Below are 23,401 nucleotides of genomic sequence, written 5' to 3' on the forward strand. Positions count from 1 at the left end.
ATTTAGGGCTGAATTATTACATAAAATGGACACTACCATGACATATTTAATTAATTTAAAAAAATTAGGGGTTAACTCTACACTTTTAGCTACCTCCGTTGCACTCGTTGCTTGTGGTGGTGGAGGTGGGGGTGGCTATTATGGAAATAGTGGAAGTAATAACACGAACGAAGGTGGTTCCAATTCTGGAAATAACTCTTCTACTGATAGTTCTAAAGTGGCTGAAAGCGTTAAGGTGTTAGATTTAAAAGATGCTTCCGATAAAACCATTGTTAATGCCAATGATAATTCAGTTGTAAAATTCTCAGTTCAGGTTTTGAATAAAGATCAAGGTGGTATAGCTGATAAAGATGTTCGTTTATCAATAGCTGATAATGAAAAACTAGGTGTCACGAGTAAAGTTTCATTAGTTAAAACAGCTGATGGTGGTGTAGCTGGATTTGAACTTAATATTCCTACTATTTCTGCTGCATCAGGAAAAGTATTATTAACAGCTACTGTTGATGGGACTTCAATTAAACAAGTTTATACACTGAATATTACTAAAACCAGTACTGTTCAAAGTAATTATAATTTAAATGTACAGCAAGGGGTTATTTTAAATCTACCGAAGGGTACAGCGACAATTAATGCGCAGGTTACTGATCAAAATGGTGGAATTAAAGCTGGACAAAATGTGAGTTTAGTTTTACCGACAGAGATGCAGGGTAAATTTTTCATTTCATCAGGTTCGTCGCTTACAACAGATAATAATGGTAATGCAGCATTTACGATTGCAGCAAATGCTGATTTAACTCCAGATGATATCCAGAAATTGGTTGCAACATCTCAAAGTTTGGAATTTAAATTGATAGATGAGTTTAAAGCTCAAAAAACGATTAAAGCTGCAATTACCTTTAAAGATATTTCTCAAATTGTACAAAAACTTGAAATTATTAAAGCGGATGCACCGATTACTGCACAAAATGGTATGACGACAGTTAAGGTTCGTGCGAAAAACAGTAGTGATGTTGCTTTAGCAAACAAGAAAGTAAAACTACTTTTTACTGATAAAAGCGATGCTTATGGTGTGAGCTTAGATCAAGCAGAAGCGATCACAGATTCAAATGGTTATGCAACATTTATTATCAAAGCCAACTCTAATTATCCAATCGCGTTATCTCAACAGGGAATTAATCTTAAAGCGATTTATTCTGACAGTTCAGATGTTTTCGCTCAGGATACGATTACGGTCATTACGACAGATTCAAATGCAGCGGATCAATTGGCTTTGCAGCGTTTAGAAATTGCATCTTCATATAAGATTAATGCAAAAAATGATCAAGTCACGATCACTGTTAAGGGAATTAATAATAAGGGTGAAGCTGCTACAAAAGGAAAAGTATCATTAACATTGAATAATGATGCTATTTCAAATGGCGTAACATTTGATGGAAGTGCTGAACGTGATTTTAGTGCGGCAGTAGGCGGGTACGTTACTTATACCTTGAAGACTAATGCAAAAACTGAAGCTGCTGTCGCTGCTTTAGTTAAAGCTGGCATTACTGCAACATTTAAAACAGATAATAATTTAACAAATAATATTCAAATTGCTGTAGCAGATGAGGAAAAATCGGAAGAAGCCATCGGGTATTTAGCAATTGATCCGATTAATAATGCTTTTGATTATACAAAAGATCAAACAATTACCGTCAAAGTAAAGGCAATTGGCGTAAAAGGAAGTGCTTTGAAAGGAGAGAATATTTCAGTCGCTCTTCCAGTATTAACGAGTACAGATTTACAAGCGTTGGGTTTAAGTTTAACAGGTCAAGCATCTAAAAATACGGATGAGACTGGTTATGCGACTTTTGTATATGAGTTTAAAGCGAATGGCTCTGATAGACAAAAGCAACTAGTTGCAAATGGGGTGCGAATCACAGCACAAGCTGCATCAAATGCATCTCAACAAGCTACGACAGTGAATTTTAAAGCTCCTACAGACCAGACAGAAATTGATCTAGATTATTTAGCTGTTGATATGCCCGGAAACGTTGTTTTAAATTCTGGAGTTGAACAAATAATCAATGTAGTTGTTAATGCGACAGGTACTGATGGAAAAGTGCTAACTGGTCAAAAAGTTGGAATTGGCTTAAATGAGGCGGCTTTAAGCAATGGGGTTAGTCTTGCTACAGCATCTGCTCTTTCAACAGTAAATGGTAAAGCCACTTTCAGTTTAAAGGTGAAAGCAAACAGTCAAACCGAATTAACGAACCTAATTGCGAATGGAATTACTGTAGCGGTAAACGGTGTTCGTAAAGATGGTTCTGCTTATACCTTGACACGTAAGATTGATGTGAGTCGTACCCCAGTAATTTTGCCTAGTTTAGCTGGACTGGCACTTTCTTATAATGTTCAAACTATATCTGTATTGGGTGGAGATGTTCGGGTTAAAGTGATTGCCCAAGATAGTGCTGGAAATGTGGTTGCAAATACCCCTCTTGCTATTGCCCTTGGTGGTTTAACTAGTTCTAGGGTATCTTTATCTGATTCTGCATTGACGACTAATAGTAAAGGTGAAGCGGAATTTACAGTTAAGGTATCAGAAGGTACGTATGATGCAAGTCTGATCAAAAATGGCATCACTTTTGCTGTTGTTGGAACTAATCTTAATAATGGTGATCGTATTCAGCAAACGGGGACTATTCAGATTGCTATACCTAAAGACTCTGTTAACTTACGTTTAACTTCAGATAAAAGTGATTTAGAAATAGGCCAAACATATCAAGTTCAGGTTGCTGTAAAAGATGAATTAGGTGCAAATACTACTTATCCCGTTAACCTCTCTCTAAACCAAGCAGCTGTGAATGCTGGCGTAAAATTAAGTGCAGATTCAGTATTAACAACAGCAAATGGCTCAGTACCGATTTCTATCACCATTCCTAAAAATATGTCAGATGCCGCTAAGCAAGCATTGTTGACATCAGGGATACAAGTTATAGGTACAATTAAAAACCCTAAAGGTGAAGAGTTAAAAACGACTTTAAGTTTTACGGTTGTAGCACCTATTAATACAAACCATTTAACTATTGATAGTAATAAAATTTCATTGAGTACCGCTGGAGATACAGCACTTGCTACGGTGAAACTTTTAGATGTGAATCAGGGTGGAGTTGCAAATCAGCAGGTTACATTAAGTATTGTTGATCCAAGAAATGCTACATCTATTAAAGGTGCATCACAGGTTGTAACGAATCAATATGGGGAAGCTGTCTTTACTTTGGATATGAAACAGGGCAATAGTACCAATACAGATCCTATTCTTTTGATTGCATCTCATATAAATGAACAGGGAGCTGTAGTACAACAAGTTTCACAAATATCTGTTAATTCACCAACCACATTAGCTCCACAACTAGACCTGAAACTAAAAGCATCAAAAGATAAATTACATGTACGTGGCGATGCTGTTGATGTATCCGTATTGGTTACTGATATCAATGGTTCGAGCCAATCTGGAAAAGCTGTGACATTAACAATTCCAGATTACCAAAAAAATGGTGCTTATATTCGTGGTGCTTCTACGGTAGAAAGTGATGAAAATGGATGGGTAAAATTTACCGTCGTGGTGGACGAAAATCTTCGTGCCCAAGGTTATAGTGCAGCCCAGTTTATTACAGATGACTTACGTGTAGAGGCGTTAGTTAAAGATGGCAATGGGACGGAACGACGCCAGAGCTATTTGGCTGATATCATTGCGGCTGATGTCCCTACAACACAAGGTTCTATTACTGTAATAATGAACCCAAATAAGGTAGGTATCGATGATAATTCAGGTGTGTATTACAATTGGAATGCTTCGGTACAAGTGACAGATTTAGATGGTCGACCTGTAGCAAATCAAAATGTCACCATGGATGTGAGAGCAGTTGAGTTTTCTCGCGGTGCTTGGACAGTTATACAAGATCCGACTACCAAAGAAAAATTCTGGACTCAACATTTGCCACCATTATTAACACCTCCTTTAGTCTGTGCAGTTCCGACGACAGATGATCTTTCAACTCCTTATGATGATCGTAATGTCACGATTACAGGAGAAAAAGATAGAAATGGTAGTGATGTTCTTGAAACCTTAAATGTTGTACGTTTTATCGGTGCTAGTGAGTCAAACCCTTATACAGCAACCTATACAACAGACAAAGAAGGTAAGTTTGATTTCCAAATACGCTATCCAAAAGCATATGCTTCATGGTTATCTGTTCAGGTAGGAGCGACTGCAACGTTGGCGAATACACCTATACATGGTTATCGAACGGTTTCGTTACCAACAGTGTCTACTGACTTTGATAAATCAGATTGGGCATTTACACCTTCTATTGATAATAAGAGTCCTTACGGAATTCTTAATTCATGTAAGTAATGAATGTTAAAAAAACAGCACCTCGGTGCTGTTTTTTTATAGAGAAGTCCCTACACTCACTGTCGCTGTTGGACGAACTTGAAAAGAACTACACGCTGAAAGTGAGATAAGGCATAAAACAATAATGGCTAGTTTGTGCATGGTTCTTTATCTTGTGAAAAGAACCATCATCTTATAAATGAAATGGTTTAACTATTTTGATCAGGTAATGAAATGTAATGAATTTAATCGTCCAGTAAATCCATTTGCTTGGCGATCTGATATAAATTATTCGAGCGGTTACCAGTACGGCAGAACATTAAAATTGGTTTTGGCAGTTCATTATAATGATTGGCAAATGTACGGACGTCTAATTCAGTGATTTGCCCTGCAACAACAGGTTGATATACATAGTCTAAACCTGAATTTCGAGCTGATTCTTCGATTTGGGCACTGGTTGGTTGTTCAGCACCACCTTCCAGATCTGGACGGTTATTAATAATCGATTTAAATCCCTTTTCAACCACTTGCTCAATATGCTCAGGGCCGATTTGACCTGCAAAACCAACATTCTCTGTCATCTTGTCACTCCAAAAACAAACAAAACATTTTATGCTCTATCATAGCATTAAGCTCGATCTTGAGTTTAAATGTCTATAGTAAATAAGTGATGATAATTAAAAGATAACGCAATGGAGCGCGCATGCATACCTATACAGTTGAGCCGTTGTATGTTGCTAGTGGCGATGAAACCATCGCTGCCGATTTCTATCTTCCTAAAGCCAATACCAAAGCTGCTGTGATTGTGATGGCTCATGGCTTTGCTGGTCTACGTCAATTTAAACTAGTTCAATATGCACAGCGTTTTGCTCAAGCTGGTTATGCAGTAATTTTATTTGATTATCGCTATTGGGGTGGCAGTACAGGGAAACCACGTGAACTGATTTCTCTAGGCCCTCAACTTGATGATTGGAGGACTATGATTCAATACGCTTCCAATTGTAAATTAATTGATAGTCGGCGCATTATTTTATGGGGAACTTCGCTCAGTGGTGGATATGCCTTAAGTCTGGCTTCTGACCTAAAAAATATTCAAGCTGTGATGGTACAAGTACCTTATGTGGATGGTGCTGAAACAGCTAAGCTTTATCCTTTACAACGCTATCCTGAAGCACTAAAACGTTCTAGTCAGGACTATATGGGCTCTAAGATGGGCTTAGTACCTAAAACGCTCCCTGTTGTAGATCAATATCGACTGTGTTTCCTACCGACTTCAGATAGCTATTATGGTTATCATTCCATTGTAAACCCTGATTATTATTGGAGTGGGGAAGTTCCTGCACGTGTATTTTTTAATTTAATGCGTTATCGTCCGATCCAGTTTGTTCGTAAAATTAATATCCCTGTTTTATTTATTGCAGCAAAGCATGACACTCTGATTCCAATCGAATCGAGTCGGGAAGCAGCGACCAATATTGCGCCATTTGTGAGCTATCATGAGTGGGAAATGAAACATTTTGATGTTTATCATGGTTCTTGGTTTGAAAAAGCAGTCACAACCCAATTAGAATTTTTACATCAACATATTGGAGTGATGTAGATGATTATTGTCTGTGCATCATGTGGTGCAAAAAATCGTGTACCCGAAGAAAAATTAGCCGTTCAGCCGAATTGTGGTCAATGTCATCAGGCCTTGTTGACTCAAAGCCCGATTGAGTTAAATGAACAGAACTTTAGTAATTTTATTAGCAATTCAGATCTGCCTGTACTGATTGATCTATGGGCAGAATGGTGTGGTCCCTGTAAAATGATGGCACCGCACTTTGCTCAGGTCGCCAAGCAAAATCCATATGTAATTTTTGCCAAAATTGATACAGAAGCCAATCCCCGTTTAAGTGCAGCCTTCAATGTGCGTAGTATTCCAACTTTGGTCTTGATGAATAAAACCACGGAATTGGCGAGAATCAGTGGAGCCTTACGCGCACCTGAATTACAGCAATGGTTAGATCAGCAATTACAGCAACATCAAGGACATTAACATGAGTGAACGCCCAAATCATCCTGAAGGGATTTTATCTTTACAAAACATTGCCATGCCTGCGGATACCAATTGGAGTGGTGATGTTTTTGGAGGTTGGATTGTTTCTCAGATGGATTTAGCTGGAGCGATTCATGTTGAACGTTTTAGTAAAGGTCGTTGTGCAACGATTGCGATTAATCAGATGACGTTCCTTGTGCCTGTCAAAGTGGGCAATGTAATTAGTTGCTATACCAAAATTCTGAAAGTTGGCGGTAGCTCGGTGCAAGTTCAAATCGAAGTGTGGAATAGCCATGATGATTCCCGTGAACCAGTGCGTATTACCGAAGGAGTATTTACCTTCGTAGCGGTGGATGTAAATGGTAAGAAGCGTTTAATCTCAGAAGAGATTAAACAGGCATTTGCAGCAACGCTGTAAGCTTCAACACATGAGTAGCTTGGCAATACGCTTCATTGGAATATAAGCATGGCAGAAGAATTAGTTTTACAGCAAGGTCATAAAGCTGAGCAATATCAAAGCATCCTTCCTCAGATTCAGTCAATTGTTGAGGATGAGTCTGATGTGATTGCCAATCTCGCCAATATCTGCGCAGCGTTAAAGCAGCAGTTTGGCTGGTTTTGGATTGGTTTTTATTTGGTAAAAGAGAGTGAATTGGTTTTAGGCCCATTTCAGGGACCTATTGCCTGTACTCGTATTGCTAAAGGTCGTGGCGTATGTGGAACTGCATGGCAACAGCGGCAAGTGATTGTTGTGCAAGATGTGGATCAGTTCCCAGGACATATTGCCTGTAGCTCTGCGTCAAAATCGGAAATTGTTTTGCCAATCATGAAAAATGGTCAGTGTGTTGGCGTGTTGGATGTCGATAGTGATGAACTGAATCAATTTGATGAGGTCGATGCGGAGTATTTGCAGCAGCTGATCACTCTGATTGAAACATTTATTTAAATAAAAGATTAAAAAAGCCCAACATAAAGTTGGGCTTTTTTTGATTCAAACACTATTTTTTACGTTTTGGCAGCCAAGCCCAAAGCATTTGGCATTGGATTGGTTGATTGCCTGAATCATCTGTTACTGTAATTGGCACCAATAACTCGCCTTTTTCATTATCTGCGATAAACTTTTGTTGATCAGCTGATAATGTTGCTGTTGCCGTTAAACCACCTTGTGCAACTTTTAAGTAATCGACATGCAATGATTTGATCAACAAGATGCGATCATCTGGTACATGTAGACCTGTTAAAAATCCTGTCGCAGTTTCACCGAGTAAAGCCATGGCTGCTGCATGAACGCCCTTAATATGATTTTGCATATTACGCTGGTTTTCAATACGAACAGTCACGTGGTCTTTGTCGACTTCTAAATAACGAATATTTGCTGTTCCCACCATCGGAACCACACGACCAAAAGCTTTGCTCCAGAGCGTGCTACGGATGCCTTTAGGAAATTTAGAAGTGGTTTTAACCAGCTTATAAAGACGGTTATCTTTTGCCATAGTGAACCTATTGCTTAATCTTTGAAATTATTAAATTGCAGTGGCAGACCAAATTGTTGTTCACGTAAAAAGTTCATGACTTGTTGCAAAGTATCGCGCTTTTTATCGGTGACACGGATTTTGTCTCCTTGGATAGAAGATTGCGCTTTGATGCCACTTTCTTTAATGGCTTTATTAATTTTTTTTGCGGTATCTGAGTCAAGTCCATCTTTAAGCTTAATCACTTGTACTACATTCTTACCAGAAGCTGTGGCTTTTTGTGGATCTAATGCTTGTACGTCAATTTTACGTTTATAGAAGTGATTTTCAAGCATGGTATAGACTTGCTCACATTGGAAATCGCTTTCAGTTGAGATTTTAATTTCTTTATTTTTCTCATTTAACTCAATTGAAACGTCTTGTCCACGGAAGTCAAAACGAGTCGCAATCTCTTTTTCTGTGTTTTGCACAGCATGATTGACTTCAAATAACTCTAATTCAGAAACAATATCAAAAGAAGGCATGGTTAGACCTTTACAAAGGGAAAGAATATTTGAGATGCTAAGGGGGTTTTCTTCATTTGCCAAGTGTTGTTTACATCAAAGGAGTGCACAATGATCCGTAAACAAGAAATTACAACATTTGAGTTCCCAGAAGGCGCTGTCATTTGGGATGTCCGAGATACCAAAGCGTATACAGAGGCTCATGTCAAAGGGGCGGTGAATCGTCCAATTACTGATATCACTGCGGATAGTTTGACTCAAGTTGCAGCGGATCAGCCGATTTATATTTTATGTGGTGGTGGTAGTAAAGCACCACGCGCAGCTGAGCTTTTAGACGGTCTCGATGGTTCTCGTGAATATGTTGTATTAATGGGTGGCACACGCGCAGCGCGTGATGCAGGCTTACCTTTAGAACAAGGCGCTTAAATCACTCAAAAATTTGCCAAAATACTTGGGTATTTTGGCAAATTCAAAATTTTAGATTCCAACTACATTCAAATTAAAAAATATTTAGCCTGAATAATACGGTTTCTTTGCTTTCATCTTCTTTTGAAAGCGCTGTGGATTGAGCTTATCCAATAATGATTGTGGAATTGGACAAAGTTCTCCGAGTACTAAAGCTGCTAATACTTCGCTACACAACGGTGCAAACAAGAATCCTTTTGAACCTAAACCTGCAAAAGTATAGATTTGTTGGTGATTTTGCATTTTCCCAACTAGAGGAAAGTAATCTAAACTCTGTGCACGTACCGAAGCACGACCTTGCCATATTTCAGTGGATGGCAGCTGTTGCGCATATTCAGGGAAGACACTGTGGATAAGTTCGTAGTTATGCACATGGTCTTCTGTCAAAACCTCAACATCATCTCGGTTTGGATAAAAGGATGCGCCTAGAATCAATTGAGCGGCATCCAATTGCATACAATACCCGCCATAACTATAAGCTTGATCTAGCGCTAAAGCTTGCTCGCGATTCTCAACCCAGCTGACTTGTCCACGAATTGGTTTTAACACAGGATAGTTATCGAACAGTGCAGCACTTTGCTTGGCACAACAGACGATGACATGATCAGCTATAGCGATGAGCTGTTGTTCTTGCCAAAGCTCAGTCTGATTTTCACTAGCATTTAAGTGAGAAATTTTTGCCTTTTCGATTTTGATATTCGGATGCTGCAAAATTTCATCACGCAGTTGCTGTGGAGAAACAGCACCAGCCTGATGTAGCGTCAAGCTTGAATGGTTTGTTTTAGGTGTTACATCTTGCTGATCTTGTACAGATAACACCGCTGCAGGATACTGATCCGCTAAGCTGAGCAATTCATCCGCATTTTTTAAAGCCATTTGCTGGACTTGAATGGGTCTAAATGCATTGAATTTAGGATAAAAATTTAATGCATGTTGCCAGCTCAAGGTCATCAAGTGTTCATGTGCTTGTTCAATTGGACACAACTTGGGATTGAGTAGAGCAAGGGGATTGCCTGATGCCCCTGAGAGAGGCTCATTTTGCTCGTAGATCGTGACTTGATGACCACGTTGAGCAAATGCCCATGCTGTGCTTAAACCCGCGATTCCAGCGCCAATGATGGCAATTTGACGAGGTCTTGAATTGGAAGCCGTTGGTGCTAGTTCAGATTGAACTTTAATTTCTGGTGCTGCATCAGTAGAGTCGGTTAGCGATTGTGATGGATCCGACCAAATAGCTTTCAACATTTCACGTTTATGACCAAAACCACGTGGACGACTAATTTGCACACCATGTTGCTTCAGTCCACGTTTGAGCACACCAGCAACACTAAAGGACGCAAATGTCGTTCCAAAGTCAGATAAACGCACCATGTGATTGAGCACGTTCTCTTGCCACATATCTGGATTGCATGAAGGAGCGAAACCATCGAGAAACCATGCATTCACGGCTTGGGTTTTAGGAATGCTTGGGAAAATATCCTGTGCATCGCCCAACCATAAATCAATACTAAAACGTTCTTCAGGAAAACTTAAGCGATGGCAGCCTGCGATGGGCAGGGGATATTGTTGAATCAGCTGTTCTGCAAGTGGCTTAAGTTCAGGCCAAACATTCAGTGCACGGATTAGATCCGCTTTATTCAGTGGGAATTTTTCAACACTGATGGCATGTAAGTGACTGTGATTATTTGGACGAACCTGCTGCCAAAGTTGCCATAGTGTTAGAATGTTTAAGCCCGTACCAAAACCTGTTTCGCCAACACAAAAGTATTGAAAATCTTTTAGTTCGGATAGGCGTTCAGTTAGGTCATTACCATTTAAAAACACATGGCGTGTTTCAAGCAAACCGTTATCTTTGGAAAAGTAGACATCGCCAAACTGTTTAGAAATGGGAACTTCGATACCATCGACCAGTTCCCAGTCTAATTCGGCTGTTTGTAATTTTGCAGATTGAGACATAAATAAAATGTTGGGATTTACCACTGACGGCGACGTTTAGTATGAATATAACTGGCAATCAAGAAACCCAGAATCACACCCACAGCAATGGTCATCGCACCGTATAAAAACATTTGTGCGCTGCGTTCACTTTGTAACACCTGAACCTGTACGGTGAGGTTGTCATTTTTTAGCTGCAATTCTTGATTTTGAGACAGTGCTTCTAAATTAGCATGTTCAAGTTGTTTTAAGCGGCTAGCTTGATCTTGGATCATGGCTTTGACTTTGGCATCTTGCTGCTGTTTAGCTTTGGCAATTTGTTCAGCAGTCAGCGGCTTGGCAACCACCGTAGTTGCATTGGCTGGCGCAGTGGCTGTGGCATTGGGTTGAGCTGGTACTGTGTTGGCTGCTGGAGCCGCAGGTGTTGCTGGCTCAACTGCCCATGCAGTAGAACTAAATAAACATAAAGCCAATACGCTTTTTACGACAACTTGCATGATTTACCCTTTTGGAAAAGCTTTGTTGAAAGGTTTTACATCAATGTTTGAGTAAATCCCTTCTTTTAAAAATGGCTCTTCCTGAATCCAAGCATCTAAGGATTCACGACTATCAAACTCGACTATCATGGTACTGCCAAAAAAACCAGCTTGTGGATCATTTGGATCTTTCGGATGTGCACCTGCCGCAATTAAACGTCCTTCATCATCTAACTTTTGTAGACGTTCAATATGTTGTGGGCGGGTGGCTAAACGTTTTTCCAAAGTACCTTCGCGATCAGTACAAGTCAGCACAAAATATGGCATGGCAGTAGCTCGATGATTTAAAATCTATTCAGTGGTTTTAAAATGCTTTCTTAAGAAAAACAGTATAGCAGCTAGGTAACTGATAGAAACGATAATATCGCCAAAAGCAGTGAATTCGCCCCAATATTTTCCTTGCATGTAGACAAAACCAAAGAAGAAATGCAAAGCCGCGAGTAAAAAGAATTGACCACACCACGCCCAGTTTAATTTGAGCCAACCTTTAGGGCTGAGTTCAAGTAATGAACCTAAAAGTTTTTTGATAATTGGTGTCCGTTCTTTATTAAATAGCGGCGTAACCAGAAAGCCTAATCCGATACCGATATTGATAATGATGGCCTTCATTTTAATATAGGTCACATCACTAAAGATCAGGGTAATTCCACCAAAAATCACCGACATTAAAACAATGAACCACTGCATTTTTTCCAATTTGAATTTTTGGAAAAAGAACAGGCAGCCATAAACCACCAAAGTCGAAATGAGTAGCGCACATGTTGCAACAAGAATATGATTTTGATCGAGATTTCCAGAGCTACCCACCAACTGTAGCAATGGATGATGACTATCTTTAGGATCAGTAGTTTTATAGAAATAAAAGAAGATAATAATTGGAAGATAGTCGAGCAACGCTTTCATGTTACAGTACGATGATGAAATAGGTCAGATAGCATAATACAAACCATGTTCGGTGTCGATTTACACACACATACGCTCATTTCCGATGGTACCTTCTCTCCTGAGCAACTGGTACAGGCGGCTGTTGATTTAAAAATACATACCCTTGCCGTTACAGATCATGACACTATGGATGGCTTGGGGCGTGCCCAGAACTATGCACAAGCACATGATATTGAAATCATTTCTGGCGTGGAAATTTCTAGTCAATGGTCTCGACCAAATACCAAGAAGAGTTATGGGGTACATATCGTTGCCTTGAATATGCAAGATGAAGCACCGATCAAAGCGATGCTGGAACAACAAAAAAAAGTCCGTGCTGAACGGGCAAAAGTGATTTGTCAGCTCTTAGAAAAATGTATCGATTTTGATATCTATCCTGATGTGATTGCCCAAGTGGATGGGGAGGCAGATCGTGTCACTCGAACCCATATTGCCAAAGCCTTAGTCGAAAAGAATATTGTCAGTCGCCCACAGCAGGCTTTTGATCGTTTTCTGAAAGAAGGTAAAAAAGCCTTTGTGAAATTTGAGGGGATGGGTTTAAAAGAAACCATTGATGTGATTCATGCCAGTCAGGGTTTCGCCGTGCTTGCACATCCGACCCGTTATGACCTGTCTGCCACCAATATCCGTTATTTGATTGAACTCTTTGCTGAATCAGGTGGTGATGCGGTGGAATTGCCACCGAGTATCGAACCTGCTTCGACACGCCAAATGGTGGATCGGATGATTCAACAGTTTGATTTAGCTGTTTCGATCGGCAGTGATTTTCATGGCGAGAATATGCCGTGGATTAAATTGGGACAGACTCCACGCCTTAAAGAGGGGCAGAAAGGGATTTGGGAATGCTTTAAATCCCCCGTGATATGAAAAAATTAGAACTTTGCCTCATCCTTGTTTTTTTCATTCTGCTTATATGGGGCGTGCAATGGATGTTTCATGCTTTTGCGGGACTTTGAATAAACTTAGTTTTCGAATCGCCAGTGATTGTGATGCTGGAAGTAATCGATTAAATAATCTAAAAAACGCTGCACTTTGGGCGCGATCAGCTGCCGATGTGGGAACACCGCATAAATTGCCGTTGTTTCTACAGGATAGTCGGGTAGGACGGGTACTAATTTTCCTGAAGCAAGATCCTCAGCCACATGCCAGATTGAATGATTGGAAATGCCAAGACCAGCTAAAGCTGCTTGTCGAACACCTTCACCTGAGTTGGTCGCAAAATATCCCTCGACATGAACCTGTTCAACTTGGCCTTCTGCATTGACCAAGTGCCAGTGATCGGTCAGACCCTGACCATGCTGTTGCAAAATACAACGATGCTGTTTGAGTTCGGCTACACACTGAGGCTGACCATATTTGTCCAGATAGTTGGGAGAGGCACAGAGTAAACGTGGATTACTGCTAAGTCGTTTGGCGACCAAGCTGGAACTTTTTAACTGACCAATGCGAATCGCCAAGTCCATACCTTGCTGAATAAGATCGATGTTCTGATCATTCAGATCTAAATGAATTTTCAGTTCAGGATGCAATAGCGCAAACTCGGCAATAACAGGCATCAAAACTTTTGTGCCAAAGGTTGCGGAGGTCGTAATCCGAAGTGTACCTGTAAGCGGCTGATCTTTAATCTTTAATGATTCTTGCAAGTGAATAAAATCAGCAATCCAATGTCGACCATGTTCAAGCAAAACACGACCTTCATCGGTTAATGTCAGTTTCCGTGTGGTGCGATGAAATAAGCGCAATTGTAGGTTTTGTTCTAAGCGCTGCAATTTCTGACTGGCCACCGACACCGAAATATTGGCATCCAGTGCTGCTTTGCTGATCGAGCCCAAGTCTGCAACACGAATAAAAAACTGGAAATCTTCTGTATTCATTATCAATAAAATCAGAAAAGTATTTCTTGATTATCATGGTTTTTCCAATAAATCCCTAGCGCTATTTTTGTATTTAAGCAATCACAGGTTGAAGAGACAGACCATGAAATATCATTTTTTAGGAAACTCGGGTTTAAAGGTTTCAGAGTTGGGATTTGGTGCAGGGACCTTAGGTGGGCAGGGACAAATCTTTGCTGCTTGGGGACAAGCAAGTCAGACTGAAGCCAATCAGATGATTCGCGCTGGTTTAGATGCGGGTATTAATTACTTTGATACGGCCGATGTGTATTCAGATGGCGAGTCTGAACGAATGCTCGGTAAGGCACTTGCATCAGAACGGCAGCATACTATTATTTCGACCAAAATCGGGATTCGTAGTTCAGAGCATCTAAATGATGCGGGATTTAGCCGACATTATTTATTGTCCGCAGTTGAACAGTCCTTAACTCGACTGGGAACGGATTATATTGATGTATTACAGCTGCATCAGTTTGATAGTTTTACTGCATTGCCTCAGTTAATGAAAACACTTGATGAACTAGTCCGTAGTGGCAAGGTACGTTACATCGGTGCTTCAAATTTTTCAGGTTGGCAACTGATGAAGGCGCAGGCGATTGCTGAGCAATATGGCTATGAAAAGTTTGTGGTCAATCAGGTCTATTACTCATTGATCGGTCGTGATTATGAATGGGAGCTGATGCCCTTAAATGATGACCAGCAAATTGGTGCGGTGGTATGGAGCCCTCTAGGTTGGGGCAGATTGACGGGTAAATTTGATCGGGAGAATCCGATTCCAGCACAAAGTCGCTTACATGATACAGCGCAATTTGCACCACCAGTCAACGAGGCACATCTCTATGCTGTGATTGAGGTGTTAAAACAGATTGCAGCAGAAACTGGCTACACGATTCCGCAAATTGCCTTAAATTGGTTATTACAGCGCCCAACGGTATCTAGTGTATTGATTGGTGCGCGTAATCAAACTCAACTGCAAGACAATCTTGTTGCTAAGGATATTCAACTGTCGACTGAACAGATCGAACGTTTAAATCAGGTTAGTGCGATCTATCCGCCCTATCCTTATTATCCCTATTGGAATGGACAGTTTACTGAACGCTTTAAGTCTATTGTTCAGTCACAATTTATTTAACTGATGTTAAGCTACATAAAAATGCCCTCATTGGAGGGCATTGTCATTAGAGTAAGTTATGGTCATGCGCCTGAATCGGCGGTGGGGTTGGGCGACCTAAAGTTCCAAGTAATTCAATTTCAATTGAACGGACCATCGCATCCAGCGGTAAATCATTGCTTTGTGTGCCAAAAGGTTCCTCAATTTCAGTACTTAAAGCATCCAAACCCAAGAAGGTATAAGCCAAAATACCGACCAATAATGGTGTCACCAAGCCCAATAAAGAGCCAAGACTGAATGGCAGCATAAAGCAGAAGAAATACACGGTACGATTCAGCAAAACTGAATAGGCAAATGGAATTGGGGTATTCGCGATCCGATCGCAGCCAGTTTGCATTTCACTTAACGCTGCAACGTGGCGGTTCATCTGGGTATAAATAATATCCGAGATTTCGCCTTCTTTCATGGCTTGTAAAAGTTCCCATTGAATCAGACTCAAAGTGTACTGTGGGGCATTATGTTGTTGATAAAGTTGGGTTAAGGCTTGTTGGCTCAGACCACTGGTTTCAGTCAGCTCGGTTGGATTGGCAGTTTGATGGCGTAGACGGTCACGCAGTACGTTGGCAAATACAATTACATTTTGAATGATACGTTCACGACGTGCCTGTGTTAGGACACGACAATCACGGTCAAAATGGCGCGCCGTGGCAATCAACACGCCCCAGAGTTTACGCGCTTCCCACCAGCGGTCATAACAAGCAGTATTCTTAAATCCCAAGAAAATGGACAGCACTACACCAATCAACGTGAAGCCGACTAATGGGATTTCCGGGAAACGATATAGATTGACATACTCGACTCCACCAATGATGGCAGAGATCAGCATCACGAAACCGAGAGAGGGCAAAATTTTAGGTAAAATCGTCCCCCGCCATGAGAATAGAACTTTAAAAATACTCGGCTGGTCACGGACAATCATGTTATTTGAATCATTAATTTTATGTCTTGATGTTCCTGTTTGATTTAAGCTTTGTCAAGACCAGATTGCTTGGTTTTAATAGGGTTGAGTAGTAGTTGTTCAGAAAATGAAAAATAGCCTTCTGGCGAAATAATAAAATGGTCGATCAAGTGAATTTCCAGCATCTTGCAGGCTTGTTTGAGCTGTTGAGTCAGATAAATATCTTCAGTCGATGGTTGGGCAGTGCCATAGGGATGATTATGTGCCACCACGATTTGACAGGCTTGTTGTTGCAGGGCATAGCGTAGGGTTTGATTTAGTGAAACTGTGCAGGAATGATGGGAACCGAAGAACAGCTTTTTAAAATGCAATTTTCTGAGTTCGGCATCTAAGCACAGCACCGCAAAAACTTCCTGTTTTTCACCTTGCAGTTCATAACGTAAATAGTCGAGCACCAGTGTCGAAGTATCCAGACAAAGCCGCTGTTGCTGGAAATGATTATTCAGATAACGTCGCCCAAGCTCCTTTACAGCCATCAGCTGTGCATATTTGGTTGAAGCAATACCATTAAATTGTGATAAATCTTCAAAATTGGCATCAAATATCAAATTAAGTCCGCCAAAATGTTTAATCAAAATACGCGCCAATTCCACTGCAGAGTGTTGTTTAGAGCCTGAACGCAGAAAAATCGCCAGCAGTTCTGCATCAGATAAGCTTTGTGCGCCTTGGGATAAAAGTCGTTCTCTTGGACGTTCTTGTTCAGGCCAGGTTTTGATAGATTGATTCAATGCTTAATTTCCCTTTGATTTTATTGTGATTATTGTTTTAGCTCGAAAAAACAATCGTGCGTCTTTTCCTTTTATACGAGGGCATTTCAACACTATTCTCGATCGCGATCCGCACTGAAATGTTGATGCTGCTACTTGGGTATCCATTTATTTAATGCTATTGTGAGCGCCACTGCAACAGTAAGGTATCCTGTTTGTGAGCTTCGATCTGAGTGTTATTCCCCATAAAAACATTATATTAGCGGTTACAGGTGGCATTGCTGCCTATAAAAGTGCCATCTTGGTGCGCCGTTTAAAAGATTTCGGTTTTGATGTTCGTGTGGTCATGACCCATGGCGCACAAGCATTTATTACCCCACTTACTTTTCAAGCACTTTCAGGCAATCCTGTGCATACCGAATTGCTTGATCCTGAAGCCGAAGCAGGCATGGGACATATCGAATTGGCACGTTGGGCCGACTTGGTTCTGGTTGCCCCTGCTAGCTGTGACAGCATTGCAAAATTTGCCAATGGCTTGGCGGATGATCTGCTCAGTACGTTATATCTAGCTACCAAAGCGCCTGTATGGGTTGCACCAGCCATGAATCAGCAAATGTGGGCAGCGAAAGCCACGCAACGTAATCTGCAAACGCTGGTCGAAGATGGTGTGCATGTGATCATGCCAGATGCGGGCGAGCAAGCCTGTGGTGATGTTGGTCTAGGTCGTATGCCTGAGCCTGAAGATTTAGCGCGTCAAGTTGCAGCCTATTTCCATAAAGCGCAACGTGCATTGGCTGAAAAATTTGGTCTGTTGGCGGGTAAGCGTGTCACTATTACGGCTGGGCCGACGCGTGAAGCAATTGATCCTGTACGTTATATTTCAAACCACAGTACTGGAAAAATGGGCTTTGCCTTGGCAGCAGCTTGTTATGCAGCAGGGGCAAAAGTGACTTTGGTGGCTGGGCCTGTCAGTTTGGATACACCGAACGGTGTGCAACGTGTCAATGTCAGTTCAGCGATGCAGATGCTTGATGTCAGTATGAACCAGCTTAAAGAAGGCTGTGACATCTTTATCGCAACCGCAGCAGTGGCTGATTATCGTGTCGCACAAGTAGCAGAACATAAAATTAAGAAAGCTGGTGATGAGCTTGCTGTCGCGTTGGTAAAAAATCCAGATATTGTAGCGACCATTGCGCAGCAAGAAGAGCGTCCATTTATGGTGGGCTTTGCAGCTGAAACTCAAAATGTCGAGGAATATGCAGCAGGCAAACTGGTGGCAAAAAAATTAGACATGATTGCCTGTAATGATGTGTCACGTCCAGATATCGGTTTTGCCTCAGATGAAAATGCCATGACCGTGTTTTTTGCCCAGTCTTACCACATGAAAAAGCGTGAGTTGGAAAAGGCATCAAAACAAGAGATTTCCCAGCAATTGGTTGAGTCGATTGCGGATGCGTTACGCCGTCGCTTATAAAACCTGAACGCGATTTTTTTATCAAAATGCAACGATTTCGTTGCATTTTTTTATGTATGCTAAATCAGCAATTATCATTGTTGCTTTGAAGCCAATGCACCATGTTTTGCCTACACAAATAAAGCATAGCCACAGTTTTTGATAGGATATCCTAATGATTAAAAAAACTTTAGCCACTGTTGTCTTGTTCTCTGCTTTTGCATTCAGCCATACAACCATGGCTGCTGGATTAGAAGATGATATGAAAACGCTGGGAAAGAATTATAAAGCGTTTAACCAAGCTGCAAATCCACAGGATGCTACAGCTGCGCTGGATAACATGCGCGCAGCCGCCGTGCATTCAAAGCAGTATAAACTGGCACCGAATACGACGGACAAAGTATCAAGCTCAACGTCTTTATTTGACCAGATTGTGGTGGAAATTGATAAAGCCAAACTCTTAGTGCAAGCAGGTAAGTTGGAGGACGCTAAGAAGCAAGGTAAGAAGATTGCTGAATTACGAGATCAAGGGCATAAGTATTACACTCATTAATATATAAAGATGGGTCATCGAAATAATAGAGCTGTACTGAAAGAGTGCGGCTTTTTTATTGAGAATTAGGCAGGTAGAACATAAAGCTGAGACTGAGCATGATTCAGATTTTCACTGAATGGCAAAGTTGCTACAGTGAAAACATGAATGATGAGAGGTGATGATATGTCCTCACAACAACGTAATTATGAGCGTATTGCTCAAGCGATTGACTATATTCAGCAGAACTTTCAGCAACAGCCACAACTGGATGAAGTCGCTGCACATATTCATTTAAGCCCAGCACATTTTCAGCGTCTATTTACCGAGTGGGTCGGTACCAGTCCGAAAAAATTTTTGCAATATATTAGTGTTGAACATGCCAAGAAGATTTTAAAACAAGAGCAGGGCAGTATTTTTGATGCAACCTTTGCCACAGGACTATCCAGTACCAGTCGATTGCATGATTTGTTTATTCAAATCGAAGGGATGACCCCAGCCGAATATAAAAATGGCGGACAAAGCCTGACGATTCACTATCAATTCGCAGAGACATTGTTTGGTGAAGTACTGATTGCATCCACACATAAAGGCATTTGTGCTCTAAGTTTTGTGGACAATCGGGCTGATGCTTTGCAGCAGTTAACAGCGCAATTTCCTCAGGCCGTGATTGTTGAACAGATTGATGCATTTCAACAAAGTGCTTTAGCCTTATTTCAAAAGGATCAACCTCAACTGGCAGAGATAAAACTGCATTTAAAAGGTACTGAGTTTCAGCTCAAAGTATGGCAAAGTCTGCTCAAAATTCCTATGGGGCAACTCTCTACCTATGGCGAGTTGGCCAAGGCAATTGAACATCCCAAAGCTGCACGAGCTGTTGGTACTGCTATAGGCAGTAACCCTGTGGCATTTTTGATTCCCTGTCATCGTGTAATTCAGTCCACTGGTGCTTTTGGTGGTTATGAATGGGGAACACTGCGTAAAACAGCATTGATTGGTTGGGAAGGTGTACAAACCCATGCAGCCATCTGAATTGACACAAATCCAAACCATGATTGATAAGATTCAAGCTGCGGATTGGGAGGTCATCACTGAGCAAATGCACCAACAGGGCTTTGCCCTGATTGAGCAGGTTTTATCGACAGAGCAGTGTGAAATGCTGCAACAGGCATATTCACAAACCGAGTTGTATCGTAAAACCGTAGAGATGCAACGTTATCGCTTTGGTCAAGGTGAATATAAATATTTTACTTACCCTTTACCGAATCTGATTGAGCGAATACGGCATGAGCTTTATCCCTATTTGGCCCCAATTGCCAATGCATGGTTTCGGGTGCTGAAGTTAGAGCACTCCTTTCCATCCTCCCATGCTGAATTTTTACTGCAATGCCAACAACATGGACAAACGCTGGCAACCCCCCTGATTCTGAAATATGGACAGGGTGGCTTTAATACGCTTCATCAGGACTTATATGGTGAGGTGTATTTCCCGATACAGCTAGTGATTGTATTGAGTCAGCCGAATGTGGATTTTAGTGGTGGAGAATTAGTTTTTACCCAACAAACTCCTAGAGCGCAATCTAAGGCCATGGTGATGCAACCACAGCAAGGTGATATGTTGATTTTCACCACCCAATTTAAGCCTGAAAAAGGCAGTCAAGGCTATTATCGGGTCAATATGAAGCATGGGGTCAGCCCAATTCATCATGGTGAACGTTATAGCTTAGGCATCATTTTCCATGATGCGGTAAGTTAATCAGATGTGGCGACATCTAGAATTAACACAGACAGAGTTACATCTGAAATTAAAACAGCAGGAAATTTCGTTTGCAGGAAACGCACAGCTTAAAATTTATGGCAGATTGACCTGTACCTCAGGAAAGCGCATGCTGAAAAACAATCGGGTATTTTTCTTGAATGAAGATGAAGCGATAGCACAAGGCTATCGACCTTGTGGACATTGTATGCGGCAAGCTTATAAGAAGTGGAAAGATGCAACTATTTGATATTGAAGCTGATCCAAAGCAGAATCATTTACCTTATGATGGCACAGTACAGTACTATGGTAAGGTCGTACCAACGGCTGAAGCTGATCATTATTTTGATCAGTTGATGCAGACCATTGCATGGGAAAATGATCGGGCACTGATCTTTGGAAAGTTATTGACGACTAAACGTAAAGTGGCGTGGTATGGAGATCGACGCTTTGAATATACCTATTCCAATATGAATAAATATGCCTTGCCTTGGACGCAGGAATTACTGGAGTTAAAACAACTGGCCGAAAATTTAACGGGGGAGACATTCAACTCTTGCTTGTTGAATCTTTATCATAATGGCGAAGAGGGGATGGCTTGGCATAGTGATGGTGAAACGGATTTAAAAAAAGATGGTGCGATTGCCTCATTTAGTTTTGGTGCAGAGCGAAAATTTGCATTCAAACATAAACAAAGTAAAGAAAAAGTCGAACTGTATTTAGAGCATGGTAGTTTATTGGTGATGAAAGACACCACGCAGACCTTTTGGCTGCATCGCTTACCACCAACCAAAAAAGTCAGTAGGGCACGGGTGAATTTGACCTTTAGAACCATTGTGGAATAAGGCTACTCAATATTAAACATAGTGATAGAGCTCAACATCGAAAAACGTTGTATTAAATGCTTCAATCAGCTGTTTAATCTGTTCTGGTTGATCAGGCACTAGCATCCAATAAGGATTTTCATTCGAGATCAATAACAAGGCCAGACCATGTTGTTCTGCAACCGCATAGATATTGTCAAATAAAATCGAATAGATGTGTTCAGCAAAATCAGTTTCATTCTGCTGTTCTGGTGTGCTATCTGCATATTCAGCAAACAGTTGTTCGACTTCTACTTCAATACGGTTATTCAGTTGCTCAATATCCACTTGGGTTTGCTGTAGTTGATAACACTTGTTGGTGTCATTGTCATAATATTCTTTTAACTCAACGTATTGAATGTTGGAGTGTAAAGTATTGACCCAATTGATAAATTGATAAAAATCTTGTGTATGAATGGGATAGGGAACTTGCACAAGCTCAGGAAAAACCTGTTGGCAAAGTGAATAAAGTGCTGTGGTCATGGTTTATTCTCGTTTTATTTAAATCTTTTTATTATCATAAAAAAGCCACAGCAATTGCTGTGGCTTTTTTGCTTCACGAGTAAAGCTTATGCTTGACCTTGCGCATCTGCATCCGCTTGTAGGCGTTGCATGTTTGCTTCAAACTCAGCATCAAAGTTGATTGGTGTAAGCAGCAATTGCGGGAAGCTACCTTTAGTCACTAAATCATTCACTGCTTCACGTAAGAACGGGAACAGGATATTTGGGCAGTAAGCGCCTAAGATGTATGGAAGGCGATCTTCTTCTACACCATCAACCAAGAAGATACCTGATTGAGTTACATCAACGATGAACGCAGTTTCATTTTCGTTGTTTGCTTGAACCACAACTTTTAAAGACACTTCATAGTGTGTAGCATCAATTTTTTCTGCAGCAGAAGATAAATTGATGTTCAACTCTGGTTGCCATTGCTTAGTAAATACTTGCGCACCAGGAACTTCAAAAGAGATGTCTTTTGTATAGATACGTTCTAACGCGAGTTGTGGTTGAACTTGTTCTTCGCTCATTGTTTTTCCTTAAATCTTGGATTTAGATGTTGTTAAGCTAATAATTGGTCGAGTTTGCCTTCACGCTCTAAAGCATAAAGTTGATCAAAACCGCCAATGAATTGGTCTTTGATAAAAATTTGCGGCACAGTACGGTGATTGGTACGTTGCATTAACTCAATACGAACTTCTGGTGCTTCATTGGAAAGATTAATTTCTTTATAAGCAACGCCTTTGCGCTCAAGTAATTGTTTTGCGCGTACGCAATATGGGCAAGAAAGCGTTGAATAAATAGTGACGTTTTGAGTAGTCATTTTATCTCTCCTTAAGCTTTGGTTTTGCTTTTCACTAAAGGTAAGCCTTGAGCTTTCCAATTGCTAATACCACCGTCTAAACGGTAGCTGTCGGCATGACCAACTTTTTGCAATGCAGAGCCTGCAACCTGACCTAAGTTACAAATGAAGACCAGTGGACGATCACTTGCTTTTAATTCATCGACATGACTTGTAATCTGGCTGTATGGAATGTTACGGCTACCGCTGATGTGACCATCACGGAAATCTTTTCCATCACGTAAGTCGATCAAAATGGCATTTTTAGCCTTGACCAAAATACCTAGAGATTGTGGTGAAATTTTACGACCATTGCGTTGTCCTTCTAAAACAAAGAACAACACGATTAACACGCCGAGCGCACCAAATAAGAAGGGGTGATTCCCCATAAACTCTAACCAGCGTTCCACAAGTCACCTAAAGTTAAAATCAAAATTGACCCTGAGTATAACTTATCTCAA

28 protein-coding genes are annotated in these 23,401 nt (G+C 40.8%); 14 read left to right on the top strand and 14 right to left on the bottom strand.

Features of this window, described 5'->3' with window-relative positions:
• The first annotated feature begins 37 nt into the window (after positions 1–37).
• The gene (locus NDN11_RS02575; protein WP_251110682.1) at positions 38–4,396 is read left to right on the top strand and encodes a hypothetical protein; all 4,359 of its coding nucleotides are present in this window, start codon (positions 38–40) and stop codon (positions 4,394–4,396) included.
• 224 nt (positions 4,397–4,620) lie between these two features.
• On the opposite strand, the gene NDN11_RS02580 is transcribed toward NDN11_RS02575, so the two are convergent.
• Positions 4,621–4,956, bottom strand: a complete 336-nt coding sequence (locus tag NDN11_RS02580) for a protein tyrosine phosphatase family protein (RefSeq protein WP_167251346.1) — start codon at positions 4,954–4,956, stop codon at positions 4,621–4,623.
• A gap of 122 nt (positions 4,957–5,078) precedes the next feature.
• Here NDN11_RS02580 and NDN11_RS02585 point away from each other — a divergent pair, with 122 nt between their 5' ends.
• The 4 genes from NDN11_RS02585 to msrC are packed head-to-tail and all read left to right on the top strand — an operon-like array spanning position 5,079 to position 7,359.
• Positions 5,079–5,975 carry an alpha/beta hydrolase gene (locus NDN11_RS02585; RefSeq protein ID WP_251110683.1) on the top strand — a complete coding sequence of 299 codons (897 nt, stop codon included), beginning with the start codon at positions 5,079–5,081 and terminating at the stop codon, positions 5,973–5,975.
• Positions 5,976–6,413 carry a thioredoxin TrxC gene (gene trxC, locus NDN11_RS02590; protein WP_251110684.1) on the top strand — a complete coding sequence of 146 codons (438 nt, stop codon included), beginning with the start codon at positions 5,976–5,978 and terminating at the stop codon, positions 6,411–6,413. It abuts the gene before it with no gap.
• A 1-nt stretch (position 6,414) separates the two neighbouring features.
• Complete coding sequence (locus NDN11_RS02595; RefSeq protein ID WP_004804279.1) at positions 6,415–6,831, top strand: acyl-CoA thioesterase; 417 nt, start codon at positions 6,415–6,417, stop codon at positions 6,829–6,831.
• A 48-nt stretch (positions 6,832–6,879) separates the two neighbouring features.
• The gene (gene msrC, locus NDN11_RS02600; protein WP_251110685.1) at positions 6,880–7,359 is read left to right on the top strand and encodes a free L-methionine (R)-S-oxide reductase MsrC; all 480 of its coding nucleotides are present in this window, start codon (positions 6,880–6,882) and stop codon (positions 7,357–7,359) included.
• Between the two features lie 52 nt (positions 7,360–7,411).
• Here the strand turns inward: msrC and NDN11_RS02605 are convergent, their stop codons facing one another.
• Together NDN11_RS02605 and NDN11_RS02610 are read right to left on the bottom strand one after the other, a co-directional pair.
• Positions 7,412–7,906, bottom strand: coding sequence for a DUF4442 domain-containing protein (locus NDN11_RS02605; protein WP_251110686.1), 495 nt, complete (start codon positions 7,904–7,906; stop codon positions 7,412–7,414).
• A 14-nt stretch (positions 7,907–7,920) separates the two neighbouring features.
• Positions 7,921–8,409, bottom strand: coding sequence for a YajQ family cyclic di-GMP-binding protein (locus tag NDN11_RS02610; RefSeq protein ID WP_004655922.1), 489 nt, complete (start codon positions 8,407–8,409; stop codon positions 7,921–7,923).
• A gap of 90 nt (positions 8,410–8,499) precedes the next feature.
• Between NDN11_RS02610 and NDN11_RS02615 the strand changes: the two genes are divergently transcribed.
• A complete protein-coding gene (locus tag NDN11_RS02615) occupies positions 8,500–8,814 on the top strand; it encodes a rhodanese-like domain-containing protein (protein WP_167251336.1) in 315 nt (104 codons plus the stop codon).
• Between the two features lie 84 nt (positions 8,815–8,898).
• Here NDN11_RS02615 and mnmC read toward each other — a convergent pair whose 3' ends face one another.
• The 4 genes from mnmC to NDN11_RS02635 are packed head-to-tail and all read right to left on the bottom strand — an operon-like array spanning position 8,899 to position 12,227.
• The gene (gene mnmC, locus NDN11_RS02620) at positions 8,899–10,809 is read right to left on the bottom strand and encodes a bifunctional tRNA (5-methylaminomethyl-2-thiouridine)(34)-methyltransferase MnmC2/FAD-dependent 5-carboxymethylaminomethyl-2-thiouridine(34) oxidoreductase MnmC1 (protein ID WP_251110687.1); all 1,911 of its coding nucleotides are present in this window, start codon (positions 10,807–10,809) and stop codon (positions 8,899–8,901) included.
• A 17-nt stretch (positions 10,810–10,826) separates the two neighbouring features.
• A complete protein-coding gene (locus NDN11_RS02625) occupies positions 10,827–11,285 on the bottom strand; it encodes an SH3 domain-containing protein (protein WP_251110688.1) in 459 nt (152 codons plus the stop codon).
• 3 nt (positions 11,286–11,288) lie between these two features.
• Positions 11,289–11,591, bottom strand: a complete 303-nt coding sequence (locus NDN11_RS02630; RefSeq protein WP_004804290.1) for a YciI family protein — start codon at positions 11,589–11,591, stop codon at positions 11,289–11,291.
• A 24-nt stretch (positions 11,592–11,615) separates the two neighbouring features.
• A complete protein-coding gene (locus NDN11_RS02635; protein ID WP_167251328.1) occupies positions 11,616–12,227 on the bottom strand; it encodes a septation protein IspZ in 612 nt (203 codons plus the stop codon).
• Between the two features lie 45 nt (positions 12,228–12,272).
• Between NDN11_RS02635 and NDN11_RS02640 the strand changes: the two genes are divergently transcribed.
• Entirely contained in the window at positions 12,273–13,136 is an 864-nt protein-coding gene (locus NDN11_RS02640) for a PHP domain-containing protein (protein WP_167251326.1), read from the top strand.
• Positions 13,137–13,231: 95 nt separating this feature from the next.
• Here NDN11_RS02640 and NDN11_RS02645 read toward each other — a convergent pair whose 3' ends face one another.
• Positions 13,232–14,143, bottom strand: a complete 912-nt coding sequence (locus NDN11_RS02645; RefSeq protein ID WP_251110689.1) for a LysR family transcriptional regulator — start codon at positions 14,141–14,143, stop codon at positions 13,232–13,234.
• 103 nt (positions 14,144–14,246) lie between these two features.
• Here NDN11_RS02645 and NDN11_RS02650 point away from each other — a divergent pair, with 103 nt between their 5' ends.
• A complete protein-coding gene (locus NDN11_RS02650; protein WP_251110690.1) occupies positions 14,247–15,293 on the top strand; it encodes an aldo/keto reductase in 1,047 nt (348 codons plus the stop codon).
• Between the two features lie 46 nt (positions 15,294–15,339).
• On the opposite strand, the gene NDN11_RS02655 is transcribed toward NDN11_RS02650, so the two are convergent.
• Both NDN11_RS02655 and radC read right to left on the bottom strand, forming a co-directional pair.
• Positions 15,340–16,251: a bestrophin family protein gene (locus NDN11_RS02655; RefSeq protein ID WP_004655906.1), complete on the bottom strand. Its 912-nt coding sequence runs from the start codon at positions 16,249–16,251 to the stop codon at positions 15,340–15,342.
• A 44-nt stretch (positions 16,252–16,295) separates the two neighbouring features.
• Complete coding sequence (gene radC, locus NDN11_RS02660) at positions 16,296–17,018, bottom strand: RadC family protein (RefSeq protein ID WP_251110691.1); 723 nt, start codon at positions 17,016–17,018, stop codon at positions 16,296–16,298.
• Positions 17,019–17,214: 196 nt separating this feature from the next.
• On the opposite strand from radC, the gene coaBC reads away from it, so the two are divergent.
• The 6 genes from coaBC to NDN11_RS02690 all read left to right on the top strand — a co-directional run bounded on the left by coaBC (position 17,215) and on the right by NDN11_RS02690 (position 21,583).
• Positions 17,215–18,471, top strand: coding sequence for a bifunctional phosphopantothenoylcysteine decarboxylase/phosphopantothenate--cysteine ligase CoaBC (coaBC, locus tag NDN11_RS02665; protein ID WP_167251318.1), 1,257 nt, complete (start codon positions 17,215–17,217; stop codon positions 18,469–18,471).
• Positions 18,472–18,625: 154 nt separating this feature from the next.
• Positions 18,626–19,003, top strand: a complete 378-nt coding sequence (locus tag NDN11_RS02670; RefSeq protein ID WP_251110692.1) for a cytochrome b562 — start codon at positions 18,626–18,628, stop codon at positions 19,001–19,003.
• Between the two features lie 165 nt (positions 19,004–19,168).
• The gene (locus tag NDN11_RS02675; protein ID WP_251110693.1) at positions 19,169–20,014 is read left to right on the top strand and encodes a methylated-DNA--[protein]-cysteine S-methyltransferase; all 846 of its coding nucleotides are present in this window, start codon (positions 19,169–19,171) and stop codon (positions 20,012–20,014) included.
• Positions 20,001–20,738, top strand: coding sequence for a 2OG-Fe(II) oxygenase (locus NDN11_RS02680; RefSeq protein WP_251110694.1), 738 nt, complete (start codon positions 20,001–20,003; stop codon positions 20,736–20,738). The genes NDN11_RS02675 and NDN11_RS02680 overlap by 14 nt, the downstream gene beginning before the upstream one ends.
• Positions 20,739–20,742: 4 nt before the next feature.
• Positions 20,743–20,988 carry an Ada metal-binding domain-containing protein gene (locus NDN11_RS02685; protein WP_251110695.1) on the top strand — a complete coding sequence of 82 codons (246 nt, stop codon included), beginning with the start codon at positions 20,743–20,745 and terminating at the stop codon, positions 20,986–20,988.
• The gene (locus NDN11_RS02690; RefSeq protein ID WP_251110696.1) at positions 20,975–21,583 is read left to right on the top strand and encodes an alpha-ketoglutarate-dependent dioxygenase AlkB family protein; all 609 of its coding nucleotides are present in this window, start codon (positions 20,975–20,977) and stop codon (positions 21,581–21,583) included. The genes NDN11_RS02685 and NDN11_RS02690 overlap by 14 nt, the downstream gene beginning before the upstream one ends.
• 12 nt (positions 21,584–21,595) lie before the next feature.
• Here the strand turns inward: NDN11_RS02690 and NDN11_RS02695 are convergent, their stop codons facing one another.
• The 4 genes from NDN11_RS02695 to NDN11_RS02710 form a co-directional block, all read right to left on the bottom strand.
• Positions 21,596–22,084, bottom strand: a complete 489-nt coding sequence (locus NDN11_RS02695; protein ID WP_251110697.1) for a hypothetical protein — start codon at positions 22,082–22,084, stop codon at positions 21,596–21,598.
• 86 nt (positions 22,085–22,170) lie between these two features.
• A complete protein-coding gene (gene secB, locus NDN11_RS02700; RefSeq protein WP_004804306.1) occupies positions 22,171–22,629 on the bottom strand; it encodes a protein-export chaperone SecB in 459 nt (152 codons plus the stop codon).
• A gap of 32 nt (positions 22,630–22,661) precedes the next feature.
• Positions 22,662–22,922: a glutaredoxin 3 gene (gene grxC, locus NDN11_RS02705; RefSeq protein ID WP_005184953.1), complete on the bottom strand. Its 261-nt coding sequence runs from the start codon at positions 22,920–22,922 to the stop codon at positions 22,662–22,664.
• Positions 22,923–22,933: 11 nt separating this feature from the next.
• Positions 22,934–23,350 carry a rhodanese-like domain-containing protein gene (locus NDN11_RS02710; protein ID WP_016543083.1) on the bottom strand — a complete coding sequence of 139 codons (417 nt, stop codon included), beginning with the start codon at positions 23,348–23,350 and terminating at the stop codon, positions 22,934–22,936.
• Positions 23,351–23,401 lie beyond the last annotated feature (51 nt).

Origin of the sequence: Acinetobacter sp. C26M (genome assembly GCF_023702675.1) — a bacterium.
GTDB lineage: Bacteria > Pseudomonadota > Gammaproteobacteria > Pseudomonadales > Moraxellaceae > Acinetobacter.

Excerpts from the sequence above, each read along its gene's own strand:
- NDN11_RS02575 (WP_251110682.1), top strand. The coding sequence starts at position 38 with ATGACATATTTAATTAATTTAAAAAAATTAGGGGTTAACTCTACACTT.
- NDN11_RS02580 (WP_167251346.1), bottom strand. The coding sequence starts at position 4,956 with ATGACAGAGAATGTTGGTTTTGCAGGTCAAATCGGCCCTGAGCATATT.
- NDN11_RS02585 (WP_251110683.1), top strand. The coding sequence starts at position 5,079 with ATGCATACCTATACAGTTGAGCCGTTGTATGTTGCTAGTGGCGATGAA.
- trxC (WP_251110684.1), top strand. The coding sequence starts at position 5,976 with ATGATTATTGTCTGTGCATCATGTGGTGCAAAAAATCGTGTACCCGAA.
- NDN11_RS02595 (WP_004804279.1), top strand. The coding sequence starts at position 6,415 with ATGAGTGAACGCCCAAATCATCCTGAAGGGATTTTATCTTTACAAAAC.
- msrC (WP_251110685.1), top strand. The coding sequence starts at position 6,880 with ATGGCAGAAGAATTAGTTTTACAGCAAGGTCATAAAGCTGAGCAATAT.
- NDN11_RS02605 (WP_251110686.1), bottom strand. The coding sequence starts at position 7,906 with ATGGCAAAAGATAACCGTCTTTATAAGCTGGTTAAAACCACTTCTAAA.
- NDN11_RS02610 (WP_004655922.1), bottom strand. The coding sequence starts at position 8,409 with ATGCCTTCTTTTGATATTGTTTCTGAATTAGAGTTATTTGAAGTCAAT.
- NDN11_RS02615 (WP_167251336.1), top strand. The coding sequence starts at position 8,500 with ATGATCCGTAAACAAGAAATTACAACATTTGAGTTCCCAGAAGGCGCT.
- mnmC (WP_251110687.1), bottom strand. The coding sequence starts at position 10,809 with ATGTCTCAATCTGCAAAATTACAAACAGCCGAATTAGACTGGGAACTG.
- NDN11_RS02625 (WP_251110688.1), bottom strand. The coding sequence starts at position 11,285 with ATGCAAGTTGTCGTAAAAAGCGTATTGGCTTTATGTTTATTTAGTTCT.
- NDN11_RS02630 (WP_004804290.1), bottom strand. The coding sequence starts at position 11,591 with ATGCCATATTTTGTGCTGACTTGTACTGATCGCGAAGGTACTTTGGAA.
- NDN11_RS02635 (WP_167251328.1), bottom strand. The coding sequence starts at position 12,227 with ATGAAAGCGTTGCTCGACTATCTTCCAATTATTATCTTCTTTTATTTC.
- NDN11_RS02640 (WP_167251326.1), top strand. The coding sequence starts at position 12,273 with ATGTTCGGTGTCGATTTACACACACATACGCTCATTTCCGATGGTACC.
- NDN11_RS02645 (WP_251110689.1), bottom strand. The coding sequence starts at position 14,143 with ATGAATACAGAAGATTTCCAGTTTTTTATTCGTGTTGCAGACTTGGGC.
- NDN11_RS02650 (WP_251110690.1), top strand. The coding sequence starts at position 14,247 with ATGAAATATCATTTTTTAGGAAACTCGGGTTTAAAGGTTTCAGAGTTG.
- NDN11_RS02655 (WP_004655906.1), bottom strand. The coding sequence starts at position 16,251 with ATGATTGTCCGTGACCAGCCGAGTATTTTTAAAGTTCTATTCTCATGG.
- NDN11_RS02670 (WP_251110692.1), top strand. The coding sequence starts at position 18,626 with ATGATTAAAAAAACTTTAGCCACTGTTGTCTTGTTCTCTGCTTTTGCA.
- NDN11_RS02675 (WP_251110693.1), top strand. The coding sequence starts at position 19,169 with ATGTCCTCACAACAACGTAATTATGAGCGTATTGCTCAAGCGATTGAC.
- NDN11_RS02680 (WP_251110694.1), top strand. The coding sequence starts at position 20,001 with ATGCAGCCATCTGAATTGACACAAATCCAAACCATGATTGATAAGATT.
- NDN11_RS02685 (WP_251110695.1), top strand. The coding sequence starts at position 20,743 with ATGTGGCGACATCTAGAATTAACACAGACAGAGTTACATCTGAAATTA.
- NDN11_RS02690 (WP_251110696.1), top strand. The coding sequence starts at position 20,975 with ATGCAACTATTTGATATTGAAGCTGATCCAAAGCAGAATCATTTACCT.
- NDN11_RS02695 (WP_251110697.1), bottom strand. The coding sequence starts at position 22,084 with ATGACCACAGCACTTTATTCACTTTGCCAACAGGTTTTTCCTGAGCTT.
- secB (WP_004804306.1), bottom strand. The coding sequence starts at position 22,629 with ATGAGCGAAGAACAAGTTCAACCACAACTCGCGTTAGAACGTATCTAT.
- grxC (WP_005184953.1), bottom strand. The coding sequence starts at position 22,922 with ATGACTACTCAAAACGTCACTATTTATTCAACGCTTTCTTGCCCATAT.